Source organism: Candidatus Brocadiia bacterium (assembly GCA_041658285.1).
GTDB lineage: Bacteria > Planctomycetota > MHYJ01 > JACQXL01 > JACQXL01 > JBBAAP01.
In genome coordinates, this window is sequence record JBBAAP010000002.1 from 96,209 (window position 1) to 122,356 (window position 26,148).

A 26,148-nucleotide genomic window follows, 5' to 3' on the forward strand; every position below is an offset into this window, starting at 1 on the left:
CAAAATTGCAATCCTATTCTTTACATTGTATTACATATTCACGCCTGCCATTTCAGCCGAGCCTGCCGTCAACGCGCCGCTGGTCGAGGTCATCTACACCTGGAACCAACCCAAAAACCCATTTGACGATATAATTTACCGGCGCCTGTCCAGAACGCTGGATAAAGAAGAAGCCGTTTATTATTACGCCATGTATGCCCGGTGCAAGGACGAAATACTGATTACCGGCGAGGACGATGTCCCTTTGCAGGAATGGCTGCCCGACCGGGTAATAGTCAACGGCAAAGCGCTTCAGTCAAACGATTACACCGGATACATCGGTAAAAGCCGGATTATCCTTTATCAGCAATCGCCTTACGGACTGCTGGAACTGGGAGAGATGGACAAAAACGGGGTTTATGCTGAATCAATCGAATTCGTCAATACCACCGCGTCCCAGATAGGCCAAGAATCTCCGCCCAGCCTGTGGTATATCGGCGGTTCCATCCTGGGCGCGGCCAGCATTCTCGACTACGTCAAGAATGACAAGGAACCAACCAACCACGCGCCTACAGCCTTATTTAATGTAATCCCTGAAACCGGTTCAACCAACACGGTGTTTTGGTTCGATGCCGGCACGTCATCCGATATCGACGAGCCAGTACAAAACTTAATGGTGCGTTGGGACTGGGAAAACGACGGCGTCTGGGACACATCTTTCTCTATTGCCAAAACGATTACCCGGACATTCACCGCCGGCGCACATACGATAGCCATGCAGATGCGCGACAGCGCCGGCGCGTTTGTAACCGCGACCAAGACTATCACGGTCATAGCGCCGGGCGGACCGCTGGCCGCAACGCCTCAGCCGATATTCCATACCAACTTGCAACGAACCGGTCTGACCGCGATGGCCGGACCGGTTACAGACACCGTCAAGCGGCAATACGCCACCGGCGGCGTCATCCAGTCATCGCCGGTGATTGCCGCTGACAACACCATTTATGCCGGCTCATTCGACGGCAAGGTCTATGCGCTCAACCCCAACGGCACGCTCAAATGGGCATCTCAGATTCTGGGACAGATATATTCCACTCCGGCCATCGGCTCAGACGGCACTCTATACATCGGCGCCGGCACGGCGCTATACGCCCTGAACAATACCACCGGCGCGGTGAACTGGTCTTATAACACCGGCAACACAGTGCGTTCATCACCGGCCATCGGCGCGGACGGCACCATATATTTCGGCTCGGGCAACGGCAATATCTACGCCGTCAACTACGACGGTTCGTTCAAATGGCTATATCCGACCGGTGGCGCGGTTGATTCAGCTCCGGCTATTGCCGCGGACGGCACGCTCTATATCGGGTCCAACGATAATTATTTATACGCCCTGGATACAAACCCTCTGTCATTGAGATGGAGATACCAAGCCGGCGGCGCGATTGTCGGAGTTCCGGCTGTCGGTGCGGACGGAACCGTTTATGCCGGCGCAACCAACGGAATTATCTATGCCATCAATCCCAACGGCACGCTCAAATGGACCGCCGCTACTGCCGGGCCGGTATATTCATCACCGGCCGTAAACGCCACCACGCTTCATGTCGGTTCTGACGATTTCAGTTTATATTCCATTGCCCTGGCTACCGGCGGCATCAACTGGTCTTTTCCAACCACGGCAACGATACGCTCTTCTCCGGCGATAGATACTACCGGCAATATCTATTTCGGCTCGGATGACGGCAGGGTTTATTGCCTCAATTCAGCCGGGACTGTGGTCTGGAGCCGCGATATCGGCTCGGCGGTGCGTTCATCGCCGGCCATAAACAACAGCAATGTCGGCGCATCACCGGCGGTGGTTTATATCGGAGCCGATAACGGCAGCCTCTATACCATCGGCTCAGGCCCGGCTGACCCGGCTAATATCGTCCTGTCCAAAAAGGCCAATAAACAATACATCACCATCGGGGAAATCATTACATATAATATTACCGTCAGCAATTTCACCTCCACCACCGATACATCTAATAATAATATCGTCATCGATACCATTCCGGCCGGGTTCAGGTATATCCCGGGCTCAAGCGTGATTGATGGGGTCAACTTGGCCGACCCGGTCATCACCGGCACGGCGCTGACATTCCCGGATTTAGACGCGATAGCGCCCGGCCAGACCAAGACGCTGTCGTATCAACTAATAGCCGGCAGCGGCCTGGCCAAAGGCCGATATGTCAACAGCGCCTATTGCGACTATTTTGACGTAATCTGGAAAACCTCGAACACGGCCAGCGAAGAAGTGATGGTCATTGACGACCCTCTTTTCGACCTGGGCACGATAATGGGCCGGGTATTCATAGATACCAACGCCAACGGCGTATTTGACCAAGGCGAAAAGGGCGTGGCATCCGCAACAATAATAATGGAGAATGGCGTATTAGCAATAACTGATAAAGAGGGTATGTATCATATTCCGGCGGTCAAACCCGGCACACACCATTTAAAAATAGGCAGTTATGCCGAAGATTATTCGGTCGGGTTATCTCAAATAGTTCGGGTTACCGAAGGCCTGCTCCTAAAGGTTAATTTTGCAATCAACCCTAAATACTCAGACAATATATATAAAAATGGGTACGGCGGCGTTATGCTAGGCAGCGGCGAGATAGGCTATTCATCTGTCAAAGGCAATACCGACCTGGCCAATCGTGATAAGCGTTTACAGAAAAGACTCTATACTGACGGCAGGCTGGCGTTTTATACAAATTTTGTCATGCATCCCGAAGCCCACGTTATTGTTTCCTATGATACCGATAGAATCTCAAATAAAAATACTGATTTATTCAAATATACAGACCCGGACAAATATTACCCAACTTATGGCGATAATTCCAGGGTTTCTTATGAAGGCGCTAATACGCAGGGACCACTATATTTATTGGCGGAAATGGGCGACGGAAACACTCACAAACTTGGTATAATAGTCGGCAACTATCAGACTAATATTAACAAAACTGAATTAATCAACTATAACCGCGCGCTGTATGGAGCAAATGTATATTTGGATGTCCCGGTGCCAAAAGGATTTGACAGATTTGTGCTATTCCCCAATAATATTTCGCTTTTTACCAGCCAGTCGCGTCAGGTGCCGGCCGTGAATGAATTCCAATCAACCGGCGGCTCGTTCTACTACCTCAAGAACCAAAGCATAGTCACCGGTTCTGAAAAGGTTACCATAGAAACACGGGATAAGCTGTCAAACCTTACATTATCATCTGTCACCAAGGCGCGGGATATTGACTACGAGATAGATTATGGTAACGGCCGGATTATCTTCTTCCAACCGGTTGGAATGGTTCAGGAATCCAGCACCATAATATCCAGCAATATCCTTAACGGTAACCCGGTCTATATTAAAGTGGCTTACGAATACGAAACAGACGCACTTGATTATTCCAAAGGCGTTTACGGCGGACGGATTGCCACGCCTAATATCGGGTTAACCTATATTCAGTCCCGAAATAATCGGGACGGAGTTTATCCCGCCTTCAGCGGGACTGCGGCTTCGCAAACTGATACGAATGATTATACGATCGGCGGAGCTGATGTGAACCTCAGTTTCCCGATTAGCGGAACCGGTTCCATTGACATCAAAGCCGAATACGCCCAGTCCGAGTCAACCGGAATACCGGACTACTTTTCGCTGGACGGCGGTTCCGGTTTCAGCCCGATCAGCACGACCAAGACCGACGGCAACGCCTATCTCTTAAAGACCAGGGCCGACATCACCAAGGATATCCAGACCAGCCTGGTTTACCAACGCACCGGTGAAGGATTCGAATCCACCGCTACTTCAGCCAACCAAGGCACACAGAAATACGGCATGAATACGACCATCAAAACCAGCGACAGGTTAAAATTCATGGTCGGTTATGACGCACAGGAAACGCTGGAACCCAATCCGGCCACTATTGCCGGCACGCTCATAGGCGCGCAGAAAAACCAGACCGCTTTCCTGCAGGCAAATTGGGCGCTGGAGCCGGGGAAACTCAACCTAACCGGCGAATACCGGTATCAGGATGTAGAAATTCCGTCTACTGCCCTGTCTGATAACAACTCAGGGACAGATATCCTGGCCGCCCGGCTGGATTACCAATACACCAAACAAACCCGACTCTTTGTCGCCCAACAGTTTGCAATTCAGGATACCCCCACTAACCAATATTCCAACACCCAGACAACCTTGGGCGGCTCGACCATATTCTCGGATAAATCACAGCTATCGGTCCAGGGCTCGGTGGCCACAGACGCTTATTCGGTCCTGAGCGGTTTCTCGTATCCGGTCAGCTCCAGAACCAATATGTATACCAATTACGGATTAGGCGCCTCTGATACCGAAGGCCAGACGATGACCTCGGCCATCGGCGGCCGAAGCCAGGTCACAAATAAAACATCCGTTTACGCACAGGAAGAATACAAGACCTCGGACAAGGAACAGATGGTTTCCAACAACCAAAAGGTGGGCGAGGAAACACAGCTAACATCAGAGTGGACCGTAAGGAACTCATTTGAGACCGGCCTGGTCAATTACTTCGACGAAACACAGACCACAAGACAGGTCGTGTCAGTTAATGCACAATATAGCCACAAACCCGCCCGAACGACTGTTCAGTCGGGCGGGGACACAAAGGACACAAAGAATACGGAAGATCTAAAATCAGGCTTAACGACATTAAGCACCAAGTTAGAATTCCGGGCCGACAACGGTATTCAAAACAAGAAGCAATACCTGACCGCCAATAACCTCAAATATCAGTTGACCGAAGACCTATCCGGAATGTTGAGGTTGAACTGGGCTCGGACAGACAACACCACTACCGATAAGGTCGAAAGCCTGTTCCGTGAATACGGCATCGGCACGGCGCTCCGGCCGGTCAAATGGGACAAATGGCTCCTTATTGCCAAGTACACCTATCTGGAAGACATAAGGAACCAATCAAACAGCCAGATAAAAGCCAACATCTACGCCCTGGAAACGGCCTATGATATTTTACCCCCATTGCAAGTGGTTGAAAAATACGCGCACCGCCGGATGTCTGAGGAAATCGGCTATATCCCCGAGACCCACAGTAATACCGACTTATGGATAAACCGCATTAACTACACGTTTGGCGCTACAGCGCCATGGCGCTCTGCGAACACAAACCACCTGAAAAGCTTTATAGTCGGCGGCGAGTATCGTATCCTCAGAACCGAGGCAAAGAATTCACTGACAGACCAACTGACCGGAGGCACGACGGACAAAAAGACCGGCTATCTGGCGGAAATAGGATACAAGTTCGATAAGACCATGCATTTCGGCATCGGCTACAACTTCACCGACTTCACCGATAACCTGGAACATACCTATGACTATTCGGTGCGCGGATTCTTTATCCGGATGAATATTGCATATTAGTGCCGGTTCGAGTGTAACGAGTTACCGGCACTTATCCCCGAGCATAGCGAGTGGGATTAGTGACACTTGGAGCCCTGCCCAAAGGCGGGACAGCGCAGCATCCTGTAAGGATAAACTCCGCGAATTATCCCTAGACCCTGAGAGGTCTTGGGCCAAGAACCCGTACGGGCTGCCAGCTATAATTGCAGATGTCTGAGTTGATTATCCGGCACGCGGAATCCCGACCAGTGCACGTATTCCTCGGTAGGCAGATTTTCGTATTGTTTCGGCGTGAGCGCCAGTATGAAACCGCCCTGAACGCTTATCTTGCGGTAATGCAGTTCGGCAAAGAACTTGTCATTGGGCATATCGGCGTGAATGCTCTTTAGCGTCTTAAAATCGTGGTAATCCTGGTTACTTCCGACGAAGCCGTCATAGGCGCTGTCTTTGACGTAATAAAGGTCTTTCCTCTTGTAATATTTATCCAACGCCTGGCTCCAAAAAAATATGCCTTTGACGCCGGTGGTGCCGTAGGAATATTTATGATCCAGCATATAACGGCTGACCTCGGTACGGATAAAGCGCCAGACTCCGGCAATCTTGGTAGCCGGCAGTTTGCCTTCCCTGACCAGCCGGTAAATCGTCCGGCGGTTGACGCCTAGCGCCTGGGCCACCTGATTCAAGGTCATCACCCCGCCCTCAAAGTTCATCCCTAAAACATGGCCGGGCACATCGCGGCTATGAGTCAGGAATTGACGAACCTCTGACTGAAGAAACTGCCACCTGCCGCCTAACTTTACAGCGGGCAACTTCTTCACATTAATTAACCGATAAATGGTAAACCGGCTTAGGCCCAGATATTCGCAGACCTCTTTCAGGGTCATCAGGCCGGGTTTAATAATGTATTTGGTTGGCGTTTTGTATACAAGCAGTTTCTCAACGTCCTTCTGTTCAAAACGCCACTGTCCGCCGATGCGCTTGGCAGGCAATTTCCCTGATTTGAGCAACCGGTAAACCGTGCGGGTAGAGATACCCAGTTGTTTACAGACGTCATTTACAGTTAGCATATAAGTTATGTAAGCGGATTTAGCTGATTTATCAGATTTAGAACCATCGGCTTAATCTGCTTAATCAGCTTACTAAACAGGACAAAATATGACAAGAAATGTAGTGCAATGTTGCAGGATAGGACAGGCTATGGCACTGACCAGTACCTACACTACTACTACCCCCTGCCTACACCTCTACCACCCCTGGCCTACACCTCTACTACCTCTGGCCTGCACCTCTACTACCTCCGGCCTGCACCTCTACTACCTCCGGCCTACACCTCTACTACCTCCAGCCTACACCTCTACTACCTCCAGCCTGCACCTCTACTACCTCCAGCCTACACCTCTACTACCCCCGGCCTACACCTCTACTACCTCCGGCCTTCACCTCTACTACCTCCGGCCTACACCTCTACTACCTCTGGCCTACACCTCTACTACCCCCGACCTACATCTATACTACCCCTGACTTACACCCATATTACCTCCGGCTTACAGTCCTACCACTATCGGCTTTCACATAGGGGTAGGCAGGAATGTGTGACGTCGCACATTTGAGAGCAGGTATAATGTTAGACGTCTAACATTTTACCAAGAAGGGTATTAAAAAAATGTTGGCCGGCAAACATTTACCAGATATGGTTATTGCGCTTCTATCCCGCTTTATTCATAAATGCCTTGCGGCGTTTGCATTCTGCGGTAGCGGGATAAACCGCCGTAAGGCTCTCGGGACCATCAAACTGCCAGAGTATAATTTATGAATTATTCGGGTCTATCAGCTTGAGCCATTCATCCGGCGGGTCTATTTGCAGTCCCTTGAGGATTTTCTTGATGTAATCCGGTTCACGGGAATCAAACTGGTTGTGAGATGGAATACGACAAAGAAATTGCAGGCTGGGAATATTTGTAACCAGGAGCGGTTCTATATGGAAATAAGTGTTGTGCTCGTCATAACTCATATCAATAATCTTCAAGAATACGAAAGGAAGATTGGTTGGGTCAGCGCTTTTGCCCTGAATCATTCCCCGGCTATACACCCCTAAGCCGGGCAGTGGACAGGAGCCTTTGAGGGCATCCCAATCCTCTAATTTGGTATGCCTGATACTGACATACTCGGCCTGCCTGGCCCTTTCCCAGTAAGGGCTTTGCGGGGTGTAAAGGACAATAATCTTTTTCATTATAAAAATAACCTCTGGCGCCGAAGCGCCATGGCGCCCTTATGGCGCCACTTTTCATTTCAGAAACATTTTCTGGTATCGCGTCCCCTAAATTTCCCTTACTTATTTATTAGGTGTTGCCCCCATTTTCGTTAATATCCTTAGAACTAACATATACTGTTACTGGAATCTTATGACCCTTCTCATATTCATATTTAAGTGCACCCAAAAATAGAATTTCAATAACACCTTCAGCCCTTTTGACCGCCGTTTTATAACTAATCCCATGAATGCCTATTATAACTAAGGCTAAAATAAAGACTGGAATAATATTCCAAGGAATAGACGTAGTTCCATTTTTAAAAAGCAAAATTAGCCAAAAACATAGAGCAAAAACAGAACCGATTAATGCAGTTCCAAAACCATGAACAATGTCTGAAAGACTATCTGTGCGTTCATTCGCTCCCTTAATTATACAGGATGTTTCTCTTCCAGCATGCCAAGTACCTGATACTACATGCCAAGCACCTGCTCTGCTTAATGCATTAGCTTTAACCTCCGTATCATCATTTTGACGACGTAATTCCAACCACTTCATTTTTTCGGCGCTTATAATTACTTCCTGATGATTAACACCGCAATAATCAAATCTTTTTGTCCAATACAATACGTGATAAATCATTCCTAAAAGATACCCTATTCCGGTCGCAGCAAAAATCAAAAGAGTTGTGGCCGAAATGTCAGATCCTGTTTTGGTTGCATCGGCTACAGCGTTCCTTATTGAGGGTGTGTGACACAGGAACAAATAAAAACCTAACTCAATAAATAGTGCGGCACTTGGAAATATATAACGTAGGATACGTCTGGCTTCATTCATAGTGTTCTCCTTTTTCAAATTCCGGGGACGCCTTACTTATCTATTCAGTATGCTGTCCCTCGAATTATTACTGCCCCGCCTGCGTTGGGGTATTCCTCTGAGTAGTCGTCCCATCTCCTAATTGACCATTGTCGTTGAGTCCCCAAGCCCAGAATGAGCCGTCGGTTTTTAATGCACTGGTGTGAGCGCCACCAGCGGCGATGGCTGACCAGCCCGTGCCAATAAGCGTCGGGGTGTTCTTATTAATTGTTGTCCCGTCCCCTAATCGACCAAAGCCATTAGATCCCCATGCCCAGAGTGTGCCGTCGGTCTTTAAGGCAATGGCGTGCTCCTCACCAGCGGCGATGGCAGAGAAGCCCGTGCCAATCAGTGTTGGGGTCAAGTTAGCATATATTGTTCCATCGGCTAATGCACCATACCCGTTCGAGCCCCAAGTATGAAGCGAGCCATCTGACTTTAAGGCAATGGTGTGATACCAACCAGCGGCGATGGCTGACCAACCCGTGCCAATAAGCGTCGGGATCAATTTATTAGTCCCGTATCCACTTGTCCCATCGCCTAATTGACCAGACCTATTCCAGCCCCAAGTATAGAGCGAGCCATCTGATTTTAAGGCAACGGTGTGCTCGTAACCAGCGGCAATGACTGACCAGTTGTTCTCAGTGCCAATCCGGGTTGGGGTAGTCTTACTTATCGTTGTCCCATCACCTAATTGACCATATTCGTTATATCCCCAAGTCCAAAGTGAGCCGTTTGCTTTCAAGGCGATGGTGTGCCAGCCTCCAGCAGCAATAGCTAACCAGTCAGTATCAGTACCAATACGAGTTGGGGTATTTTTATTAGTACCAATTGTCCCATCACCCAATTGACCGTAGGCATTATCTCCCCAGGCCCAGAGTGTGCCATCGATCTTGAGGGCAATGTTGTACCCGACGCCAGCGTCAATGGCTGACCAGTTGGTATCCGTGCCAATCCGGGTCGGGGTCAATCTATTAGTTGTTGTCCCATCGCCTAATTCACCATAGAAGTTCTGTCCCCAGGCATAGAGCGAGCCATCGATCTTTAAGGCAATGGTGTGCCCGCTACCAGCCGCAATGACCGACCAATCTCTTGCCCTAACATATACTTCGTTAGAATAGGCGCTGGCGGCTACGTTGTTATAAGCCCGAACACGATAATAATAGGTCGAAGAAAGAGAAAGATTTGTATCTGTGTAGACGGAGGTATTTGCCGTTACTGTAATAAGGAGTGAATAGGCGGTATTTGTTACGCCCCGTTCTATCTCGTATCCGTCTTCATTATCAGTAGTATCAATCCAGTAAAGCGCTATTGCGGTACGTGAAATGATTGTAAGAAGTCCTAAAGGCGCGATAAGTAGTGTGGTGGCTGATGCCTCGTTGGTGTAGGTGCTATCACCGTTTGAATTATAAGCCATGATGCGGTAAGAGTAGACCGTTCCATCTGTCAGTCCGGTATTGGAATAAGTAGTTAGATTGGCACTAACTGTAGTAATCTGTGTCCATATTCCACCTGCACCGGTCTTGCACTCTATCTTAAATCCGTCTTCATTACTGGAATTATCGGTCCAGGTGAGGTTAATCTGTGATGTTGACACGGTATTAGCCGACAGGATAGTCGGCGCATTGAGAGCAATTGCATCAGATGCCTCGTTGGAATAGGCGGAATTAGTGGTTGCATTATACGCCCTGACCCGATAATAATAGATGGCACCATCTACCAAGCCGGTATTGGAATATGTGATGATATTTGCGCCTATGTCGGCAATCTGGCTATAGGTTCCGCCGGAGCCGGTTTTACGCTCTATTTTATAGCCGGTTTCATTATCGGTATTATCCGTCCAGGTCAAATCAATCTGCGAAGAGGAAATAACCGCAACATTCAGCGATAACGGCGGCGCTATCTGAGTAGTAAAACTCCAGACCGTGCCAGTAGTCGTGCCGGTAGCATTCTTTGAGTCAATCCGCCAGTAATAAGTAGTGCTATATGTAAACGTGCCGGGATTATAACTCGTGCCGGACTGATTGATAATAAATGTTCCCGGCGAGGTCGTACCGAAATAAACATCATAAGAAGTAGCCCCGCTGGCTGATGCCCAACCTAACTGTTGATTAATAGACGCATTAATTGTATTATTAGCCGGGCTTGGCGAGGTTACCTGTGCAGACGGTGCTATTTGCGTGATAAAGGTCCAGACATTACCGGTAGTTGTCCCAACACTATTTTTGGAATCTATCCGCCAGTAATAGGTGGTGCTATATGTAAGTGTATCAGGATTATAACTCGTGCCGGACTGATTGCCGACAAATGTCCCAGGTGCAGTTGTGCCGAAAAAGACATCATAAGAAGTTGCGCCACTGACAGAAGCCCAAGAGACTTGAGTAGTTGTTATCACATTAGTTGCGCTATTAGACGGTGTCGGTGAGGTTACTTGGGCAGTTGCGGTTGGTGTTCCGCTACTGCCACTTGAGCCACCAATGTCTCCACAACCGCCATAATTAAATGCGGTGATATAAGCAATAAACATAATAACTGTGGCTGTTTTTAATATGGATTTACTGTGCATACCGTCCTCCTTTTATCGGAGTTATTTCAGGAAAGAATATATCATATTTTATGCATATTAGTGAATTTTGTCAAGGGAATATATTGTTTTCGGGCAAGATTGCTTATCCCTTACTCTTAAGGAGGCTTCGCTTAGGCTACAGATTTTCCGGGCATAGTTTAGCCACATAAGAATCTGCGGCTACCCTTACAATATTTTGGTGCCGTTGATGACCAGTTTGAACTCGCATCCCAACAGCTTAGCCGCTTTTTGGCAGACCACCATCCGGGTCAGGAATATCTCGAAGTATTCCATCACCTTGGATATGCGGTTGTCAATGGACAGTTCCAGGGTTATGGTCTTGTCCTTGGGATTGACCTGAATACGCGATTTCTTGACGGCGTAGTTGACCCGGTCGTGGATGTCAAAGTCTATCTCCTTGGCGGAACGGACTCGCGAGGAATGAACGTCAGCCTTGTCGGCTATGACCACCGCAGCCGAGATGGGGTTGACCGGCTCGCCACGCTCTTCGTCGTGGTTGCCGATGGCGCTGATTATCCGAGCGATGTCCTCATAATCAACCCTGAGGTCTTTGAGTATGTGATAGGCCAGGAAGGCACTGGATATGCCATGGTCGTTGCGGTTGATAGTGTTGCCGATGTCATGCAGGTATCCGGCGATAGCGCCGATGGTCTGGTCTTTGTCATCGTAGCCCAGCTTGGACAGGATGTTCTGGGTCATTCCGGCCACCAGTTTGGCGTGCCGCACGCCGTGCTCGGTATATCCCATAGTGGCCAGATTGGCGTCGGCCATGGCCATAAAAGCTTTGGCCTGCTCGTTGTTCTTGACCTGTTCTAATGTTATCATGCAAACTCCTTATAAGTAAGCGGATTCAGCCGATAGTGTGGCAGTTTGAACGTAGTGAATTACTGCCAACTATACTGGGCTGTAACTCGCTTTGCTCTAACAGCCCAAGTATTAAACTGATAATTACTTTACTAAAATTTAGGCATAAGCCAAGAAATATTGACAAATCATCAACAGCTTATAAACTCATTGACTCTTTAGACTATTTAGACTCTTAGACTTTTAGACTATTATGTCAAGACTGTATTTTACAATTTTTCTGCTGACGGCCCTGAGCGTTTTTTTCGGGATGCATTATTACATCTACCGCCATACGGCTAACGGTTTGATGTTCGGCCCGGGCGGGCGGGCGGCGCTCAAGCTGGTCATGCTAATGGGCGGGCTGGCTTTTATAACCGGAGAGATGTTCAGCCGCCAGGCTACCACGCCGCTGTTCAAACCGATTTATGTAGCCGGCGTAATCTGGCTGGGCATCATCGCCATGGGCGTGGTGGTTTTCTTTGCCGTAGATATAGTCCGAATAGCCACCCGCACCGAGCAGTTCCGGTTCTGGCTAACAGCCGGAGCGCTGGGACTGCTGGGATTGATGTCTCTTTATTCAGTCTATAACGTGTCCCGCGGGCCGAGGATCAAGACCATTACCATAAAAAGTCCTAAACTGCCTAAGGCGCTTTCGGGATTTTCCATCGTCCAGCTTTCTGACCTGCACCTTAATTACCAGAAATCGGAACGCTGGCTGGACCGGATAATAGATAAAGCGAATACTTTGAATCCGGATGTGGTAGTCATAACCGGCGACCTGGCTGATGCCGATATCTCAAGTGACGGCAGGTTCTATCAGGCGCTCCGGAAGCTCAAGCCTAAATACGGCGTCTATGCCATCACCGGGAACCATGATTTCTATAACGGGATTACCAGCTTTGAACGGCTGACCCGGGAGCTTAATATCAAAACGCTCCGGAACGAACACGTGACCATTGCCGGAGCCATTGAACTGGCCGGTGTTGACGATGATACGGCCAAAGGGTTCGGCTCGGCCGGAACAGACCCGGTTAAAGAGATGAAGAGCGACACTATCTCTAACGGGGCTGACCTTGATACAGCGCTTAGATTACCAGTCGGGGTGGACCACGACCGGTTTATCATCCTGCTGGCGCACCAGCCGACCGGAATCTTTGACCAGGCGGCCAAACGCGGTGTAGACTTGCAGTTATCGGGACATACCCACTGGGGACAGATTCCGCCCATGGATTTCCTTATCAAGCTCCGTTATAAATACGCCTACGGGCTTTACAAAAATGGCTCGGCAACGCTCTATACCACGTCCGGTACCGACGTCTGGGGACCGCCAATGCGGTTATTTTCCAGGACTGAGATAGTTAATGTAATCCTAACCTCGAATTGAGCCAATTGCCACAGGTCATAAAGAATCATGAATAAGTCAGTTATTTATCCGATTATCTACGGGTTGGCCGCAGCCGTTTTATTCGGGGCCAGCGCACCGTTTTCCAAGCTGATGGTCAACCGGATAGAGCCGATAACATTGAGCGCGCTGCTTTACCTGGGCAGCGCGGTCGAACTGGTAATTTTCAGGATATTCCAATTGTTAGACTGGCAGTCACGCTTCAGCGGAATACTGCCATCTACAAAATCCGGACAGACCGAGGCTAAACTGAACCGAGCTGACCTGCCCTATCTGGCCGGAGCCATATTAGCCGGCGGAGTGGCCGCGCCGATACTCCTGATGTACGGACTGAAATACACTCTCGCCTCTACGGCTTCACTGATGCTTAATTTCGAGGTAGTCGCCACCACTTTGATTGCCGCGCTGGTGTTTAAGGAGCACATCGGCAGGCATGCGTTGGGCGCCATCGGTCTGATTACGGCAGCCAGTATGTTGCTTTCATTCAATCCCGAAGGACAATGGTCGATTTCAATGGGGACGCTGGGCGTGCTCGGAGCCACCATATGCTGGGGCATCGATAATAACCTGACCCGTAAAATATCAGCCAAAAACCCGGTAACCATCGGAACCGTCAAAGGACTGGTGGCCGGAACAATATCGCTTATCCTGTCACTGGCTTTGGGTTATGCCCTGCCGGGCGGAATAGCTTTGACGGAAGCCGTGGTTATCGGAAGCCTGGGATACGGGTTGAGCATCGTATTTTTTATCCTGGCCTTGCGCGGATTGGGCGCGGCCCGGACCGGCGCTTTTTTCGGCATCGCCCCGTTTGCCGGAGTACTAATCGCTTTCTTCCTTTTCCGGGAACCGCCCGGCATATTTTTCCTGATAGCCCTGCCGGTAATGATTGCCGGGGTGGTTTTACTTCTGTTTGAGAGCCACATGCACCGGCACAGCCATCCGGCTATGGAACACGACCACCGCCACAACCACGATGACGAACATCACCTGCATGAACACTCGGAAGAATCGCGTGTTGAGGAAAAAGCGCATGCGCATCAGCACAGGCATGACCAAACATCCCATGAAGGAAATCACGCGCCGGATATGCACCACCAGCATGAGCACTGATATCCGTTTATTCAGGCAGACTGTGTTTGATCGGTCTTGAAAGACCCGGGAACCGACCCAGCCATTCCTTGCGCTCATTTTTCAGTTTGCCGACCAGATTTTTGTATTCATCCGGCGAATAGAAATGCAACGGGTCAAAACGCTCCATATTGACATTTTCCACCTGGCCAGGCACCTGGTAATGCCAATCCGGGTCAGCCTGCCAATTGATAGAACCGCGGGCTATTTGCTTGATAATTTCAGCTGAATCAATCAAGGTTATTTTTTCGCCGTCGATGCCGCCTACCCGGCCGGTATTCATAACATAACATTCCAGCTGAGGATTGTCTTTGAGCGCTTTATAAAACCAGTTACCTTCCTCTTCAGCCGGCCCGATGATGAACGGGTTGGTGCCGACCACGCGGAGCGATTTCCCAGCCTGGGTCGGGTCGCCGGCCGAGGTCTCGACCGATTCACCGAGCATAAAAAACGCCGCGCCCTGTTCAGGCGAAAGTTTGGCCACCGGCGGCACCACGTCAATACGCCGGGTAAGAAATATAATTACGTCTACTTGATCCAGGTCAATATTCTCATCCGTATAAGGCTTCATCTCGGTGCGGCGGACAACGCCCCGGCCATTGGAACTGATTGAATAATTTGCGAAATCAATCTTTCCTTCCGGCGAGACATAGACGTTTTCCAGGATGGCATTGGGCGATATTGAACCGCGATAAAGCAAAGCTTGGTCCTTGGGGTTAAGACCTTCGGTTTTAAGGTAAAAATTATTCTCAGTGCCGTAACAATGGGCGTCAGGACGGATAAAAATAACATCGTCCTGCCTGATAGTGATACCTTCTTCATGGGCCAGCCCGTGATGGTGGCAGGAAAGCGATGTTTTGCCCGTGCCGCTCAGACCGAATAGAATTACGCCTTTTTCAACCAGCTTGCCCGCGGGATTCTTGACGCGGATAATCTTGCTGGCCGCATGCAGACCCAGCCAGCCCCGACGTTTAGCCAGATACATACCCATCCTGAGATTGGCCTTTTTTACCTCGCCAAAGTAATCCGTACCCAGCACATAAGTCATCTGGAGCTGAGGCAGGACCAACACCTTGCGTTCGGGCCATTCAGGCACGTCAATAACCGTAATATCAGCCACGGCATTGGGCGCTGGCTCTTTTATCAGAGGAAAAAGAGTTTCGTGCCACATATACGGAATACGCGCGTAATCAGAGGTTACATAAGTTCGGCAATGAAGATTTATATCCGGCCCTTTGCACATCTGGCGGTCGACACAAATCAAGCTTTTACTTTTAAGAAGATTATTAACCTCTTGAATCAATTTGGCCTGCTGTTCGGTAAGCTGGTCATAGATAATATCCGTAAATTTAGCACTCCGCGATTTTATCTTGCTGTTATAAGACGGACTACCGTATTCGGTCTGGAGCTCGTCCTTTTTGGCCAGGGAACGCAGTTCGTCCGCGCTGAGGCCGCGAATAATCTCTTTGGCATAAACAGGTTCGCCTAATGTTTCAATCTTTTCCATGATACTACTCCCTCCATTAAAATAATGCCACCGAAGTTTCGGGTCAAATATTAACCGCCGCTGACAGGCGGAATAAGTTTTATATCATCACCATCCTTAGGAATATAATCCATTGATTCCTGGTGGTCATTAACTGAAACAAGCATTACCATGCCTTCAGGTATACCCAGGTCTGAGATAATTTGTTTTACGGTTTTTGACCCGTCGATATCTGTTTCTTTGGAAGGATCGCTGTCACCGATGTAACTTCTCAGAATTCCGTATGCGCCTATCGTAACTTTCATTATTGCCCCCTGATACCAAATAACCGTTTATAATCCGAGTTCCTTCAGTTTCTGAGCTGTTGGTTTCCCGTCCTTGTCCCAACCTCTCATCTGGTAGTATTCATCAAGCATTTTATCTATGTCCTCTCGCTTCATTATGCTGCCCGCAGTCGGACCATCCGGTACTTTTTCCTCATAAATACGGGCCGGCGGATAGTCAAAGTGGCGTCCGTAGTTCTTATTTTCGCGAATCAGGAATAACCGGGTCAGGTTCCATATCCGCTCGGATGATTTCATCAACTCATCCCAGGTAAAATCAAGCCCGTTAGCCGCTTTCAGGAATTTCGGGTAATAATCCAGGGACATATCCAGTTCCACCCATTGCAGGCGGCAACAACCGACCATATCAAACAACGGGCGGATATGCTGAAGTTCGATAACCCGCTTAGCCTTGCCTTCAATCTTGTCGCGCCCGACCTGGATATCGTATGTAATAGCCCAGGCCCGGTTATGGTGTCCGCCGATATCGCAGGTCATATAAGCCAGGAGCATGGCTGGCGCCTTGCGCGATTCGTAGCCGCTGATTTCCAGACCTTTTATTTCCATGGCGAATTTCTCTGAGCCCTTGCCAAATTTCTTGGCAGCCACCCGGGCACCGTCGGCCAGAACATTACCGATACCCTTGCGGTAACAAATCATATTCATTATTTTCTCGAAAGATTCAATATCGCCAAACTTAAACTCCACGCCATCGGTATCCTTCTTGGTAATTATCCCTTTCTCAAAACACTCCATGGCGAATGCCGCAACGTTGCCGCCAGAGATAGTATCAAGACCAAGTTCATCGCAAAGCCAATTAGCGTATGTCAGGTCTTTGATATTGCCGATGGCGCAGTCGCCTCCGATAAGAGCGGCCGTTTCATATTCCGGACCTTCCACAAAGTATTCTTTATTTCCCCGCTTGACGCTGGCATATTTTCCGCAGGCCATCGGACAGCCAAAACAAGCCTTATTATTTACGATAGTGTTTTTAACCATTTTATCGCCAGAAATATTCTTATAATCAGGAAAAAATCCGGTCTGGAAGTTACGGGTCGGAAATGACCCTTGATGATTTGACCAAACAACCACACTGGCCGTGCCCTGATCCAACCAAAGTTTCCAGGACGGGTGTTTAAAACATTCGGTAAATGCTTTTTTACTTAGTTCCATTAACTTATCAGGATCCGCTACCTTAAGCGATTTACTGCCGTATACGGCAACGGCTTTAAGGTTTTTCGACCCCATCACCGCGCCGATGCCGGTGCGCCCGGCCTGGCGACCAAAGTCGTGCGATACGCAGGCAAACTTAACCAGATTCTCTCCGGCCGGCCCGATATCAGCCACTTCGAACTCTTTGCCGATATCGTCCTTTATCATTTTTTCCGCTGTCATTGAACCCTTGCCCCAGTATTTTGATGCATCACGTATTTCTACTTTATCATTTTTGATATAGATATAAGATGGTGATTTAGCCTTGCCTTCGATAATAATCACGTCATACCCGGCATATTTCATCTCGGCTGCTAAATGGCCGCCGATATTACTATCGCCGTAACTATTGGTAGCCGGAGACTTGGACGCAAAAGTAAGCTTACCGCCGGCCGGCAGGAATAACCCGGCCAGAGGTCCCGAAGCGATGACTACTTTATTATCCGGAGAAAGAGGATTTATCCCCGGCTTAAGCTCGTCGTAAAGTATCCGGGCTGCAAATCCACGCCCGCCGATGTACTTCTTGGCAAATTCCTCCTTGACCGGTTCAGTAGTTATTTTTCCGTCAGAAAGATTAACCCTTAGAATCTTACCGCCATAACCAAACATAATTAATTCCTTTTCTTGTCTGCCAGGATCAGCCGTTTTAGAGCCGTTCCTGATAAAAGACTAACCGCAGTTACTCCTTTATTGAAAGTACTTTTGGTCCACACATGGCAATGCATTCTTTGCACAGATCGCACTTTATCGGAACAGTGCTGTCATCGTGCATAAACATCACCTTGAGCGGGCATTCTTCAACACAGCTGCCACAGCCGGTGCATTTATCTCCATCAATAATATAAACGCCATTTTTTAGTTCTATCGCCTCGGCCGGACAAACACTGGCGCAGGTGCCACACTGGTTGCAAACCTTTACGTCATAATGTCCGGGGGAAGGAAACTGGGCATCAATAGCCAGTGCCGCCTTTTTGGTGTTAACTTCCTTAAAATGTGAAATGGAACATATAGTCAGGCATACCCGGCATCCGGTGCATTTCTTAGAATCTGATATCAGATGCATAATAACTCCATTGCTTTTAATCCGGTTTTAATACAATTATTTTCAGCCTGTCGTTGTTCCGCAGGCGTTGCAAATTTATAACGATACCTATCCGCGTAGACTGCTGATACGCTTCCGGTCCGGTATTTTTTAAGCTGCCCCAGGGTCAGAAGCACGCTGGTTTCCATCTCGAAGTTCATCACTCCAATTTTCGAGAAGTAGCTTACCACATCTGTGGTTCGCAGCGGGAATCCAGGCATTACCCGACCTTGCGCTCCATAAAAACCAGGCGCTGTAGCCGTAAGTCCTAAATGATGCGTCATACCAAGTATTTCGGCTGAGTCTTTCAAACGCTGAACCACTTGATAATGCGCTACGGCTGGATATCCTTCGGGTACAAAAAAGAGCGATGTATTTTCCATTCTAAGTGAAGCCGTAGAAATTACCACGTCGCCGATATGCATATTTTTCTGAAGACTGCCGCAACTACCCACCCGAATGATGGTCAAATCGTTGGCAATTTGTGCAAGTTCAATCAAAGCAATTTCCACATTAGCAGGCCCGATACCGGTTGACATCACGGAAACAGGAATCTTCTTGTAGATACCGGTATATGTCCGAAACTCCCGGTTTTGCCTTTTTATCGTTACGCGGTCAAATAGATGGGCTATGCGATCAGTCCGGTCGGGGTCACCGCAAAGAATAATATTTGGTGCCGCTTCCCCGCGCTTGAGGTTGATGTGATATTGTCGGGCACTCATTTCGTCTCCACTTCTAATAACTTAATGTTATTACTAAAATCAGAATTATTTATTTTATCAACGATTTATTATAAATCAAGAAATTTATTTGTTATTTAATTCTGATAAACTTATCCATTTCCAAACCTATTTTTTCAGCAAGCGGGGTTACATCTCTAATAAACCTTCGGGCATCAGTTGGATAACCAGCAGTGGGTTTTATCTGAGGAAAACGGTCAATGAATAATCTATTAAAACGAATCATTTCCATTTCGCGCGTATATTTCCCGAACATCGAAGCCAGCGCAATAAAAAAATCCCTATCCTCACCGTCTTTCAGAAATGAAATCTCGATATCGTCGTCGGCGAAACGATACACCGAAGTATTTCTGGTTTCCTTGACATTGGAAACAGCACAATCGCTAAAAACCTCCTGCAATGCTGAGTGGTAATAAGTCCGCCCCCCCTGCTTGCCTATAGCTATCCGGAGCTTCCCCTTGCCGGAATACTCTGAGCAAATGCGTTTCATAATTCCAGACGCGATATGGAACAGAAAATCAGATTTATTCCCGCATTCCCTCACGCATTTATTAAATTCCTCCGCATCGACTACCTTGATAAAAACGTCGCGGAAACGGATACCTTTCTTATCAAGCTCTTTTCTCAAAACAGCACTCAAAGCATCTACCCGGTCCGAACGCGCTTTAAGCGGCAGACACAAATCGGAGTAACTTTCAAAAGGATTAGCGGTAAGCATTCGAGCGAATGACAAAACCGAGCGCTCTAACATTCCTATGCCCTTGCTGGGTTGAAACATTTTCTTACTATCACAGACAGGCAAATAAGTTTGGGCATGTTTTGCAAAATTTCCAGCGGAATTAGTCATGGGCAGACATTCCCATAGATTGGTTGTTTTACCTAACCTATCGAATGATTCGGGTAACTCAAAAATAACTGCACTTAACACAAGCGGACCAAGCACAGGGCCATAGCCGGCCTCGTCCATACCTGCAAAATATAATGGCATAAATAACCGCAGCAGGTGGTAGTCTGTAAAAATTACTGGCCTATAGTCGATCACAACTTCAGAGCCCTAGAGAGCCTCCCCTTGAGGGGAGCAGGCATCCGAATTACAATCAAAATAATTTTCGGCCTAACCAACCAACAATAATACCCATGATAAGAATTAATAACGGCAGGTTTAATACCAATCCTACAATGCCGAATAATTTAGCGCGTTCTTTATTAGTTATTCCCTTTACGCTTAATCCGGTACCACCCATAAATACCAGAATATCAATAATCAGCAACAATACCATAAATGATTTTACATTATCCGTAAGATGATTGTTCATTTTGTACAAAATTCCAATAGCCACAATGGTAAGAAAAATAAGAATGCCCAATGCGCCTAAAGCCATGCCAGTAATACCTTGTCCGCTGTGAGGTAACTTGCTATTATCAAGCATTTTTACAACCTTATCCTCAACAACCAGGTGATACTAAAATTATAGAATGTCCCTATTTTATTATTTTCTTTGGTAGCATTGGTCCAAATCACATCCTCAGCAACAGAAAACCCCAAGGATACTTTCGGGGACAAATACTGTTTGATGCCGGTTGAATAAGAAACAATTGGTGCCGTATCCTCGGGAACCGTATTGCTGTATTTTTGCCCGCCAGCCATCAAACTCAGCCCCAAGTACATATCTTCCCAAATTTCTCCGGCTACGCCAAAACCAACAAGACCGGTATTTACCGTTGCATTCCTGATTTCAGTCCCGGTTGTTGTCTTAGCCTGAGAATTCCTCAGTTCGATTATCAAAGGCGACGAATCCACCCGGCGTAAAGGTTCGTTACGAGCCGGTATCAAAGGATATGTATGAATACGCTTAAGCTCTTCGCGGCTGCGATTTATCCGCAGTCGGGAACCAAAACCATCTTTTATTTTAAGGTCGTTGTCGAAATAAGTGTATTGCGGGCCAAGCTCGACGGTAATTTTATGAAACCAATCCTGATCATCCCAATCCTTCTGATGGCGGTCCATAAGATCGGTCAATTGTATTTCCAATTCGTTGATTGTTTTGGCCAGTTTATTACTCTGGTCGGCAAGTTCCTTAGCCTCTTCCAATCGATTTTCCTTGGTTGACTGAAGAACCTGGGCCCGGAGCAAATCCTGCTTCTGGTACTGGCTTCGAACATCCTGGTCAACAGTATAGATAGCTTTAAGTTCTATCTTCCGGGAGTCAACATTATTTTCCGAATTAACTGTAGGATTTGAGGTGCTACTGCAAGCGGGAAGAAATAACACCACAATGATAATCATCCATTTCATAATTGATGAATTATAGGTTATTGCATTCCCATGTCAACTTGTTTTGACTTTTACTTTGTTATGTCAAACTCGTACCCGTGCTTAATAAATTTATACAGATAGGATGGAAGAAAATGATTTAAAAATCAAGTATCGAATATACCAGGGATTCAAGCTTTCCCCGACCTTGACAATCCTTTATTTCAATAAGAAACACGTTAGATACCACCACACCTCCCATTTTAGTTACCGCGCCCTCCAAAGCTTTAGCGGTACCACCTGTGGCCAACACATCATCAACGATCGCCACCCGAGTCCCCTTACGTATAAAACCAGAAGGTATTTCAAGGGCATCTTTCCCATACTCTAGATTATAACTCACTTTTTTTTTCGGACAAGGAGGTAGTTTTCCTGATTTCCTTGCCACTAATACGCCTGCACTTAGCAACATAGCAACTGCGGCACCAAATATGAATCCACGAGATTCCGGACATAACACCACTTCCACCCGTTTTTCAAGCAATGAATCTACCATAAGTCTGATAGCTTTCCTAAACATAACCCGATTATACAACAATTTCGTTATGTCTAAAAAATTAATTCCCTTCTTTGGCCAATCCTTATATGTTCTTATTTGTTTCCTTAGCGTCTGCAAATTAAGCTTTTTCATATATAAACTACGTTAGCACTATTAAAATAAATACTTATTAAAAATTCGACTGCTTTTCCCCCGGATTTTTATAATGTGTCGGAGTAACTCCGCAATCTTTGACTTAAATCATTCAACCTCTTTAAAACCACAATCCACAACCAACTACCGGTCCGTTTAACTGGTTGCCTTCAGAGTTAATCAAGGCATGATGTCCTATGAATAATTCAAGCACGCCACTATGCCATCCGATTTCAACACCCCAATTTATCAGGCTTTCCCTTGAAGGCGCGGAAAAATTACTGAATGCATGCAAACCTATCGGCTCTCGTGGAAAACAGTCCAATTTCACCTGCGCCGACGGACTTCCATGCTGGTCCCCGCTAACATTGGTCAGAACCACCCCACCTAATCCCAACTGGAAGGTTACATTGGTATTCGATGTCAATCCGCCTAAATTAAGGTACGTGGAAAAATATCTAAGTGAATCCATCCGCCCGTTAAACCGCTCATAATAACTGTTAGTATACAGGTCCCAGTTTACGCTTGAAGGGAATAATATTTTACCGTAGGTGCCGTAAGACCTAACACCATCATTGACCGGCTGGTAATAATTCCTTAACTGGAATGCATGAGTTGCGGCAACTTGCTTCTCCTGACTAAAAACATAGACGCCCCTATCCGGGTCTAATTTATGGTTATAAGGACGCCCGCTGTACCTGAAGCCGTGATCTCCGAACATAAAATAGTACATGCCTCCCAGAAATCCGTCAAAAACATCGTTTGTAAAATCATCCAAGAAATCCCCTTCCTCAATCTCGTAAACATCATGATGACTGTGCGAAGAGATTCCAATATCGTGTTTATCATCGTTTGGATGTGTTTCCACGGAATTGCCCTTTTCACGCCGTGGCGGGCGACTCTGGCCGCGGTCGCCCTTATCCCGATCATGACTATGCTCGTCGTTATCCCTATCATTCCATAAATTCCTGCCATCTCCTTTATCATTTTCCCTGCCGTTATCACGACCCGGCTTATCACTCTTCTGCTCCGAACGCTTTCCAAAGTAAGGCTCGGAAAAATCTCTCAGCTTTCCTTTATTCTCCGACGGCGGCTTAGACTTAATATCTGATTTAGCAGACCTTTCCTTGGATGGTTTGACGTCAATTTTACCTAAATCAGTCTTGTCTTCCTTACCCTTATCTTTTTTCTTTTCTTTATCCTTATAACAATCTTGCGAATAACTGCTATGGTCAGAAACAAACATAGCGTAATTATTATGCACTGGCAAAACCATAGCAAGCATCAGCGCCGCCAGCAAAACACATATTTTCATGACATTTTCTCTTCCGCTATTCATTAATATATCTAGATATTATAATATCCCATCACACTGTCAAATAATTAAACTATTAGATATTGACATATCAAAAACCATGCATATAGTGGAAACATATGTTACTATGCATAAAAGATCTGTCCGAGCCAGAACTGATAAAATGGCTTAAGAAACATAACGAGCCTCCTTACCGGATAAAACAAATTTATCAGTGGCTTTATGTCAAACCCGTAAATGAATTCAGCCAAATGACTAATCTGTCACTGGAATTACGGACAAAACTAGAATCATCATTCTCTCTGTACTCACTCACATTAACCAATCGCCAGATATCCAAACTGGATAAAACCGAGAAATACCTCCTATCCACCAACGACAACAAGTATATCGAAAGCGTCACTATGCCTTATCGCGATCGATGCACCGTCTGCGTTTCTACTCAGGTCGGTTGCCGGCACGCCTGTCAATTCTGCGCCAGCGGCGCGAACGGTTTTGTACGTAATCTCAAACCAACCGAAATACTTGATCAAATTGCTCTGTCCAAAATACTCGGCCACGAAGTAACCCATATCGTTTTTATGGGCATGGGTGAACCCTTGGACAACCTGGAAAACGTCCTTGACGCCATCAAGATAATTAATTCACCCAAATATTTCAATATCGGCGCCAGACGCATTACCATATCCACCGCAGGCATCCCCGATGGCATAGCTCGCCTGAGTCAAACCGGACTTCAGGTCGAACTCTCCGTTTCCCTGCACAGCCCTTTTAACACCGTTCGCAATCGGCTTATGCCAATTAATAAAAAATATCCCATAGAACTTCTGATTAAAATCTGCCACGAATATGTGGCAAAAACTAACCGACAGATTACTTTCGAATATATTCTGATATCCGGTATCAACGAATCAGTCCAGGATGCCGAGGCGCTGGCCGCTTTGCTAAAAGGGCTTAAATGCCAAGTCAATCTTATTGCCTTCAACCCACATTCACTGGTACACTGCCCGGAACCTATGAAACCCCCTTCCGTAGAAAATATCATCCGCTTCCAAGAATGCCTCTTTAAGCTAAAAGTACATACCACCATGCGCCAATCGCGCGGACAGGACATAGATGCGGCCTGCGGCCAGCTCAGCGCTAAGTACAATAACCCCTAAAACCGAACTATACATTCTTTTTTATTGACAAATCAGGCGTAAGCTTCTATCATCGAATTAAAATATGAAAATCCTTTTGGCAGACGACGAAAAAACAATCACTGTAACATTGAGCGACGCCCTGCGCGACAAGGGACATACCGTTGCCGTTGCCTATGACGGTCTTTCCGCGCTACAATACGCCGAAACTGATAATTATGACTGCGTCCTACTAGACATCAAAATGCCCGGTACGGACGGCATGGAAGTCCTCCGGCGGCTCAAAAAGAATAATCCTGACTTACCAGTTATCATGATTACCGGCTACGGCACGGCTGATTCAGCCATACAGGCTCTTAAGGAAGGAGCCTATGACTATATCCAAAAACCTTTCTATAATAATGAAATACTGCTCTTACTGGAAAAAATAGAAAAATTCCGTTCCGTCAAAGACGACTACAGAAAAGTCAGAAGCGACTTGAACATCAAGCCACAGTATGTAGGTCTGGTCGGTAAAAGCCCTAAAATGGCCCAGGTCTACCAGATGATCGAAAGTGTCGCGGGATCCGATACGACTGTTTTAATCGAAGGAGAAAGTGGCACCGGCAAAGAACTCATAGCTGAAGCAATCCATTATAAAAGCACCCGACGTGATAACCCACTAGTCAAATTTGGCTGCCATGCGGTGCCAGAAACTCTTATTGAATCCGACCTGTTCGGCCACGAAAAAGGATCTTTTACTGATGCCCGAGCCCAGAAAATCGGCCGGTTTGAGCTGGCTGATAAAGGCACCATATTCATCGATGATATCGACGATATGCCTCTATCCATCCAGACTAAGTTCCTTCGCGTCCTGCAGGAACATACCTTCGAACGCATTGGCAGTACCAGCACCATCAAGGTCGATATCCGCATCACCGCCGCATCTAAAAAAGACCTCTTTGAAATGGTCACGAACAATCGTTTCCGCGAAGACCTCTTCTACCGACTTAAAGTGATTACCATCAAAATACCTCCTTTAAGAGACAGAACCGAGGATATCCCGCTCTTGGTCGAGCACTTCATCCGCAAATTTTCGCCGCCCGGCAAGGAATATAAAATAGAACCAGAAACCCTGCTGGCCCTGACTAATCATAAATGGCCAGGCAATGTCCGCGAGCTGGAAAATTCCGTCTCACGCGCCATCACCTTAGCCGGACCGTCTATGATTCTGGAAAGGAAAAACCTGCTAGAAAGCTCTTTCAGTCCTCTTATGGACGGCAAAGATATGGTCAGCCTGAACGAATTCGTCAAACACTGCGAAAAGGATTACATACAACGGCTTTTTATCATCACCAAAGCCGACAAAGGCGAAATGAGCCGTATTCTCCAAATCAGCCGAAAAACTCTATGGGAAAAACTTAAAAAATATGGCATTGACACATAAA

20 protein-coding genes are annotated in these 26,148 nt (G+C 47.2%); 5 read left to right on the forward strand and 15 right to left on the reverse strand.

What is annotated here, in order from left to right:
- Positions 1-25: 25 nt before the first annotated feature.
- Complete coding sequence (locus WC980_02450) at positions 26-5,434, forward strand: PQQ-binding-like beta-propeller repeat protein (protein MFA5793920.1); 5,409 nt, start codon at positions 26-28, stop codon at positions 5,432-5,434.
- Positions 5,435-5,610: 176 nt separating this feature from the next.
- On the opposite strand, the gene WC980_02455 is transcribed toward WC980_02450, so the two are convergent.
- The 5 genes from WC980_02455 to WC980_02475 all read right to left on the reverse strand — a co-directional run bounded on the left by WC980_02455 (position 5,611) and on the right by WC980_02475 (position 11,929).
- On the reverse strand, positions 5,611-6,480 hold the full coding sequence (locus tag WC980_02455) for a helix-turn-helix domain-containing protein (GenBank protein ID MFA5793921.1): 870 nt from the start codon (positions 6,478-6,480) through the stop codon (positions 5,611-5,613).
- 740 nt (positions 6,481-7,220) lie between these two features.
- On the reverse strand, positions 7,221-7,643 hold the full coding sequence (locus WC980_02460) for a hypothetical protein (protein ID MFA5793922.1): 423 nt from the start codon (positions 7,641-7,643) through the stop codon (positions 7,221-7,223).
- Between the two features lie 109 nt (positions 7,644-7,752).
- Complete coding sequence (locus tag WC980_02465; GenBank protein ID MFA5793923.1) at positions 7,753-8,499, reverse strand: hypothetical protein; 747 nt, start codon at positions 8,497-8,499, stop codon at positions 7,753-7,755.
- Positions 8,500-8,566: 67 nt separating this feature from the next.
- A complete protein-coding gene (locus WC980_02470) occupies positions 8,567-11,083 on the reverse strand; it encodes a fibronectin type III domain-containing protein (protein MFA5793924.1) in 2,517 nt (838 codons plus the stop codon).
- A gap of 186 nt (positions 11,084-11,269) precedes the next feature.
- A complete protein-coding gene (locus tag WC980_02475) occupies positions 11,270-11,929 on the reverse strand; it encodes an HD domain-containing protein (GenBank protein ID MFA5793925.1) in 660 nt (219 codons plus the stop codon).
- A gap of 232 nt (positions 11,930-12,161) precedes the next feature.
- Here WC980_02475 and WC980_02480 point away from each other — a divergent pair, with 232 nt between their 5' ends.
- Positions 12,162-13,334: a metallophosphoesterase gene (locus WC980_02480; GenBank protein ID MFA5793926.1), complete on the forward strand. Its 1,173-nt coding sequence runs from the start codon at positions 12,162-12,164 to the stop codon at positions 13,332-13,334.
- Positions 13,335-13,361: 27 nt separating this feature from the next.
- Complete coding sequence (locus WC980_02485; GenBank protein MFA5793927.1) at positions 13,362-14,462, forward strand: DMT family transporter; 1,101 nt, start codon at positions 13,362-13,364, stop codon at positions 14,460-14,462.
- Between the two features lie 7 nt (positions 14,463-14,469).
- On the opposite strand, the gene WC980_02490 is transcribed toward WC980_02485, so the two are convergent.
- The 10 genes from WC980_02490 to WC980_02535 form a co-directional block, all read right to left on the reverse strand.
- Positions 14,470-15,987, reverse strand: a complete 1,518-nt coding sequence (locus WC980_02490; GenBank protein ID MFA5793928.1) for a phosphoenolpyruvate carboxykinase — start codon at positions 15,985-15,987, stop codon at positions 14,470-14,472.
- Between the two features lie 50 nt (positions 15,988-16,037).
- Entirely contained in the window at positions 16,038-16,271 is a 234-nt protein-coding gene (locus WC980_02495) for a MoaD/ThiS family protein (protein MFA5793929.1), read from the reverse strand.
- 27 nt (positions 16,272-16,298) lie between these two features.
- On the reverse strand, positions 16,299-18,110 hold the full coding sequence (locus tag WC980_02500; GenBank protein MFA5793930.1) for an aldehyde ferredoxin oxidoreductase family protein: 1,812 nt from the start codon (positions 18,108-18,110) through the stop codon (positions 16,299-16,301).
- Positions 18,111-18,180: 70 nt separating this feature from the next.
- Positions 18,181-18,564 (reverse strand): 4Fe-4S binding protein, encoded by a 384-nt coding sequence (locus tag WC980_02505; GenBank protein ID MFA5793931.1) that lies wholly within the window; start codon positions 18,562-18,564, stop codon positions 18,181-18,183.
- Complete coding sequence (locus tag WC980_02510; protein ID MFA5793932.1) at positions 18,555-19,304, reverse strand: nucleoside phosphorylase; 750 nt, start codon at positions 19,302-19,304, stop codon at positions 18,555-18,557. Before WC980_02510 ends, WC980_02505 begins: the two co-directional genes overlap by 10 nt.
- A gap of 91 nt (positions 19,305-19,395) precedes the next feature.
- Positions 19,396-20,310 (reverse strand): hypothetical protein, encoded by a 915-nt coding sequence (locus WC980_02515; protein MFA5793933.1) that lies wholly within the window; start codon positions 20,308-20,310, stop codon positions 19,396-19,398.
- Between the two features lie 109 nt (positions 20,311-20,419).
- Positions 20,420-20,752 (reverse strand): hypothetical protein, encoded by a 333-nt coding sequence (locus WC980_02520; protein MFA5793934.1) that lies wholly within the window; start codon positions 20,750-20,752, stop codon positions 20,420-20,422.
- Positions 20,753-20,754: 2 nt separating this feature from the next.
- Positions 20,755-21,618, reverse strand: a complete 864-nt coding sequence (locus WC980_02525) for a hypothetical protein (protein ID MFA5793935.1) — start codon at positions 21,616-21,618, stop codon at positions 20,755-20,757.
- Between the two features lie 118 nt (positions 21,619-21,736).
- Positions 21,737-22,267 carry an adenine phosphoribosyltransferase gene (locus WC980_02530; GenBank protein ID MFA5793936.1) on the reverse strand — a complete coding sequence of 177 codons (531 nt, stop codon included), beginning with the start codon at positions 22,265-22,267 and terminating at the stop codon, positions 21,737-21,739.
- Positions 22,268-22,388: 121 nt separating this feature from the next.
- Positions 22,389-23,606, reverse strand: a complete 1,218-nt coding sequence (locus WC980_02535; GenBank protein ID MFA5793937.1) for a hypothetical protein — start codon at positions 23,604-23,606, stop codon at positions 22,389-22,391.
- 95 nt (positions 23,607-23,701) lie between these two features.
- On the opposite strand from WC980_02535, the gene rlmN reads away from it, so the two are divergent.
- Positions 23,702-24,742, forward strand: a complete 1,041-nt coding sequence (gene rlmN / locus WC980_02540) for a 23S rRNA (adenine(2503)-C(2))-methyltransferase RlmN (protein ID MFA5793938.1) — start codon at positions 23,702-23,704, stop codon at positions 24,740-24,742.
- A 64-nt stretch (positions 24,743-24,806) separates the two neighbouring features.
- Positions 24,807-26,147 carry a sigma-54 dependent transcriptional regulator gene (locus WC980_02545; GenBank protein MFA5793939.1) on the forward strand — a complete coding sequence of 447 codons (1,341 nt, stop codon included), beginning with the start codon at positions 24,807-24,809 and terminating at the stop codon, positions 26,145-26,147.
- The last annotated feature ends 1 nt before the right edge of the window (position 26,148 follow it).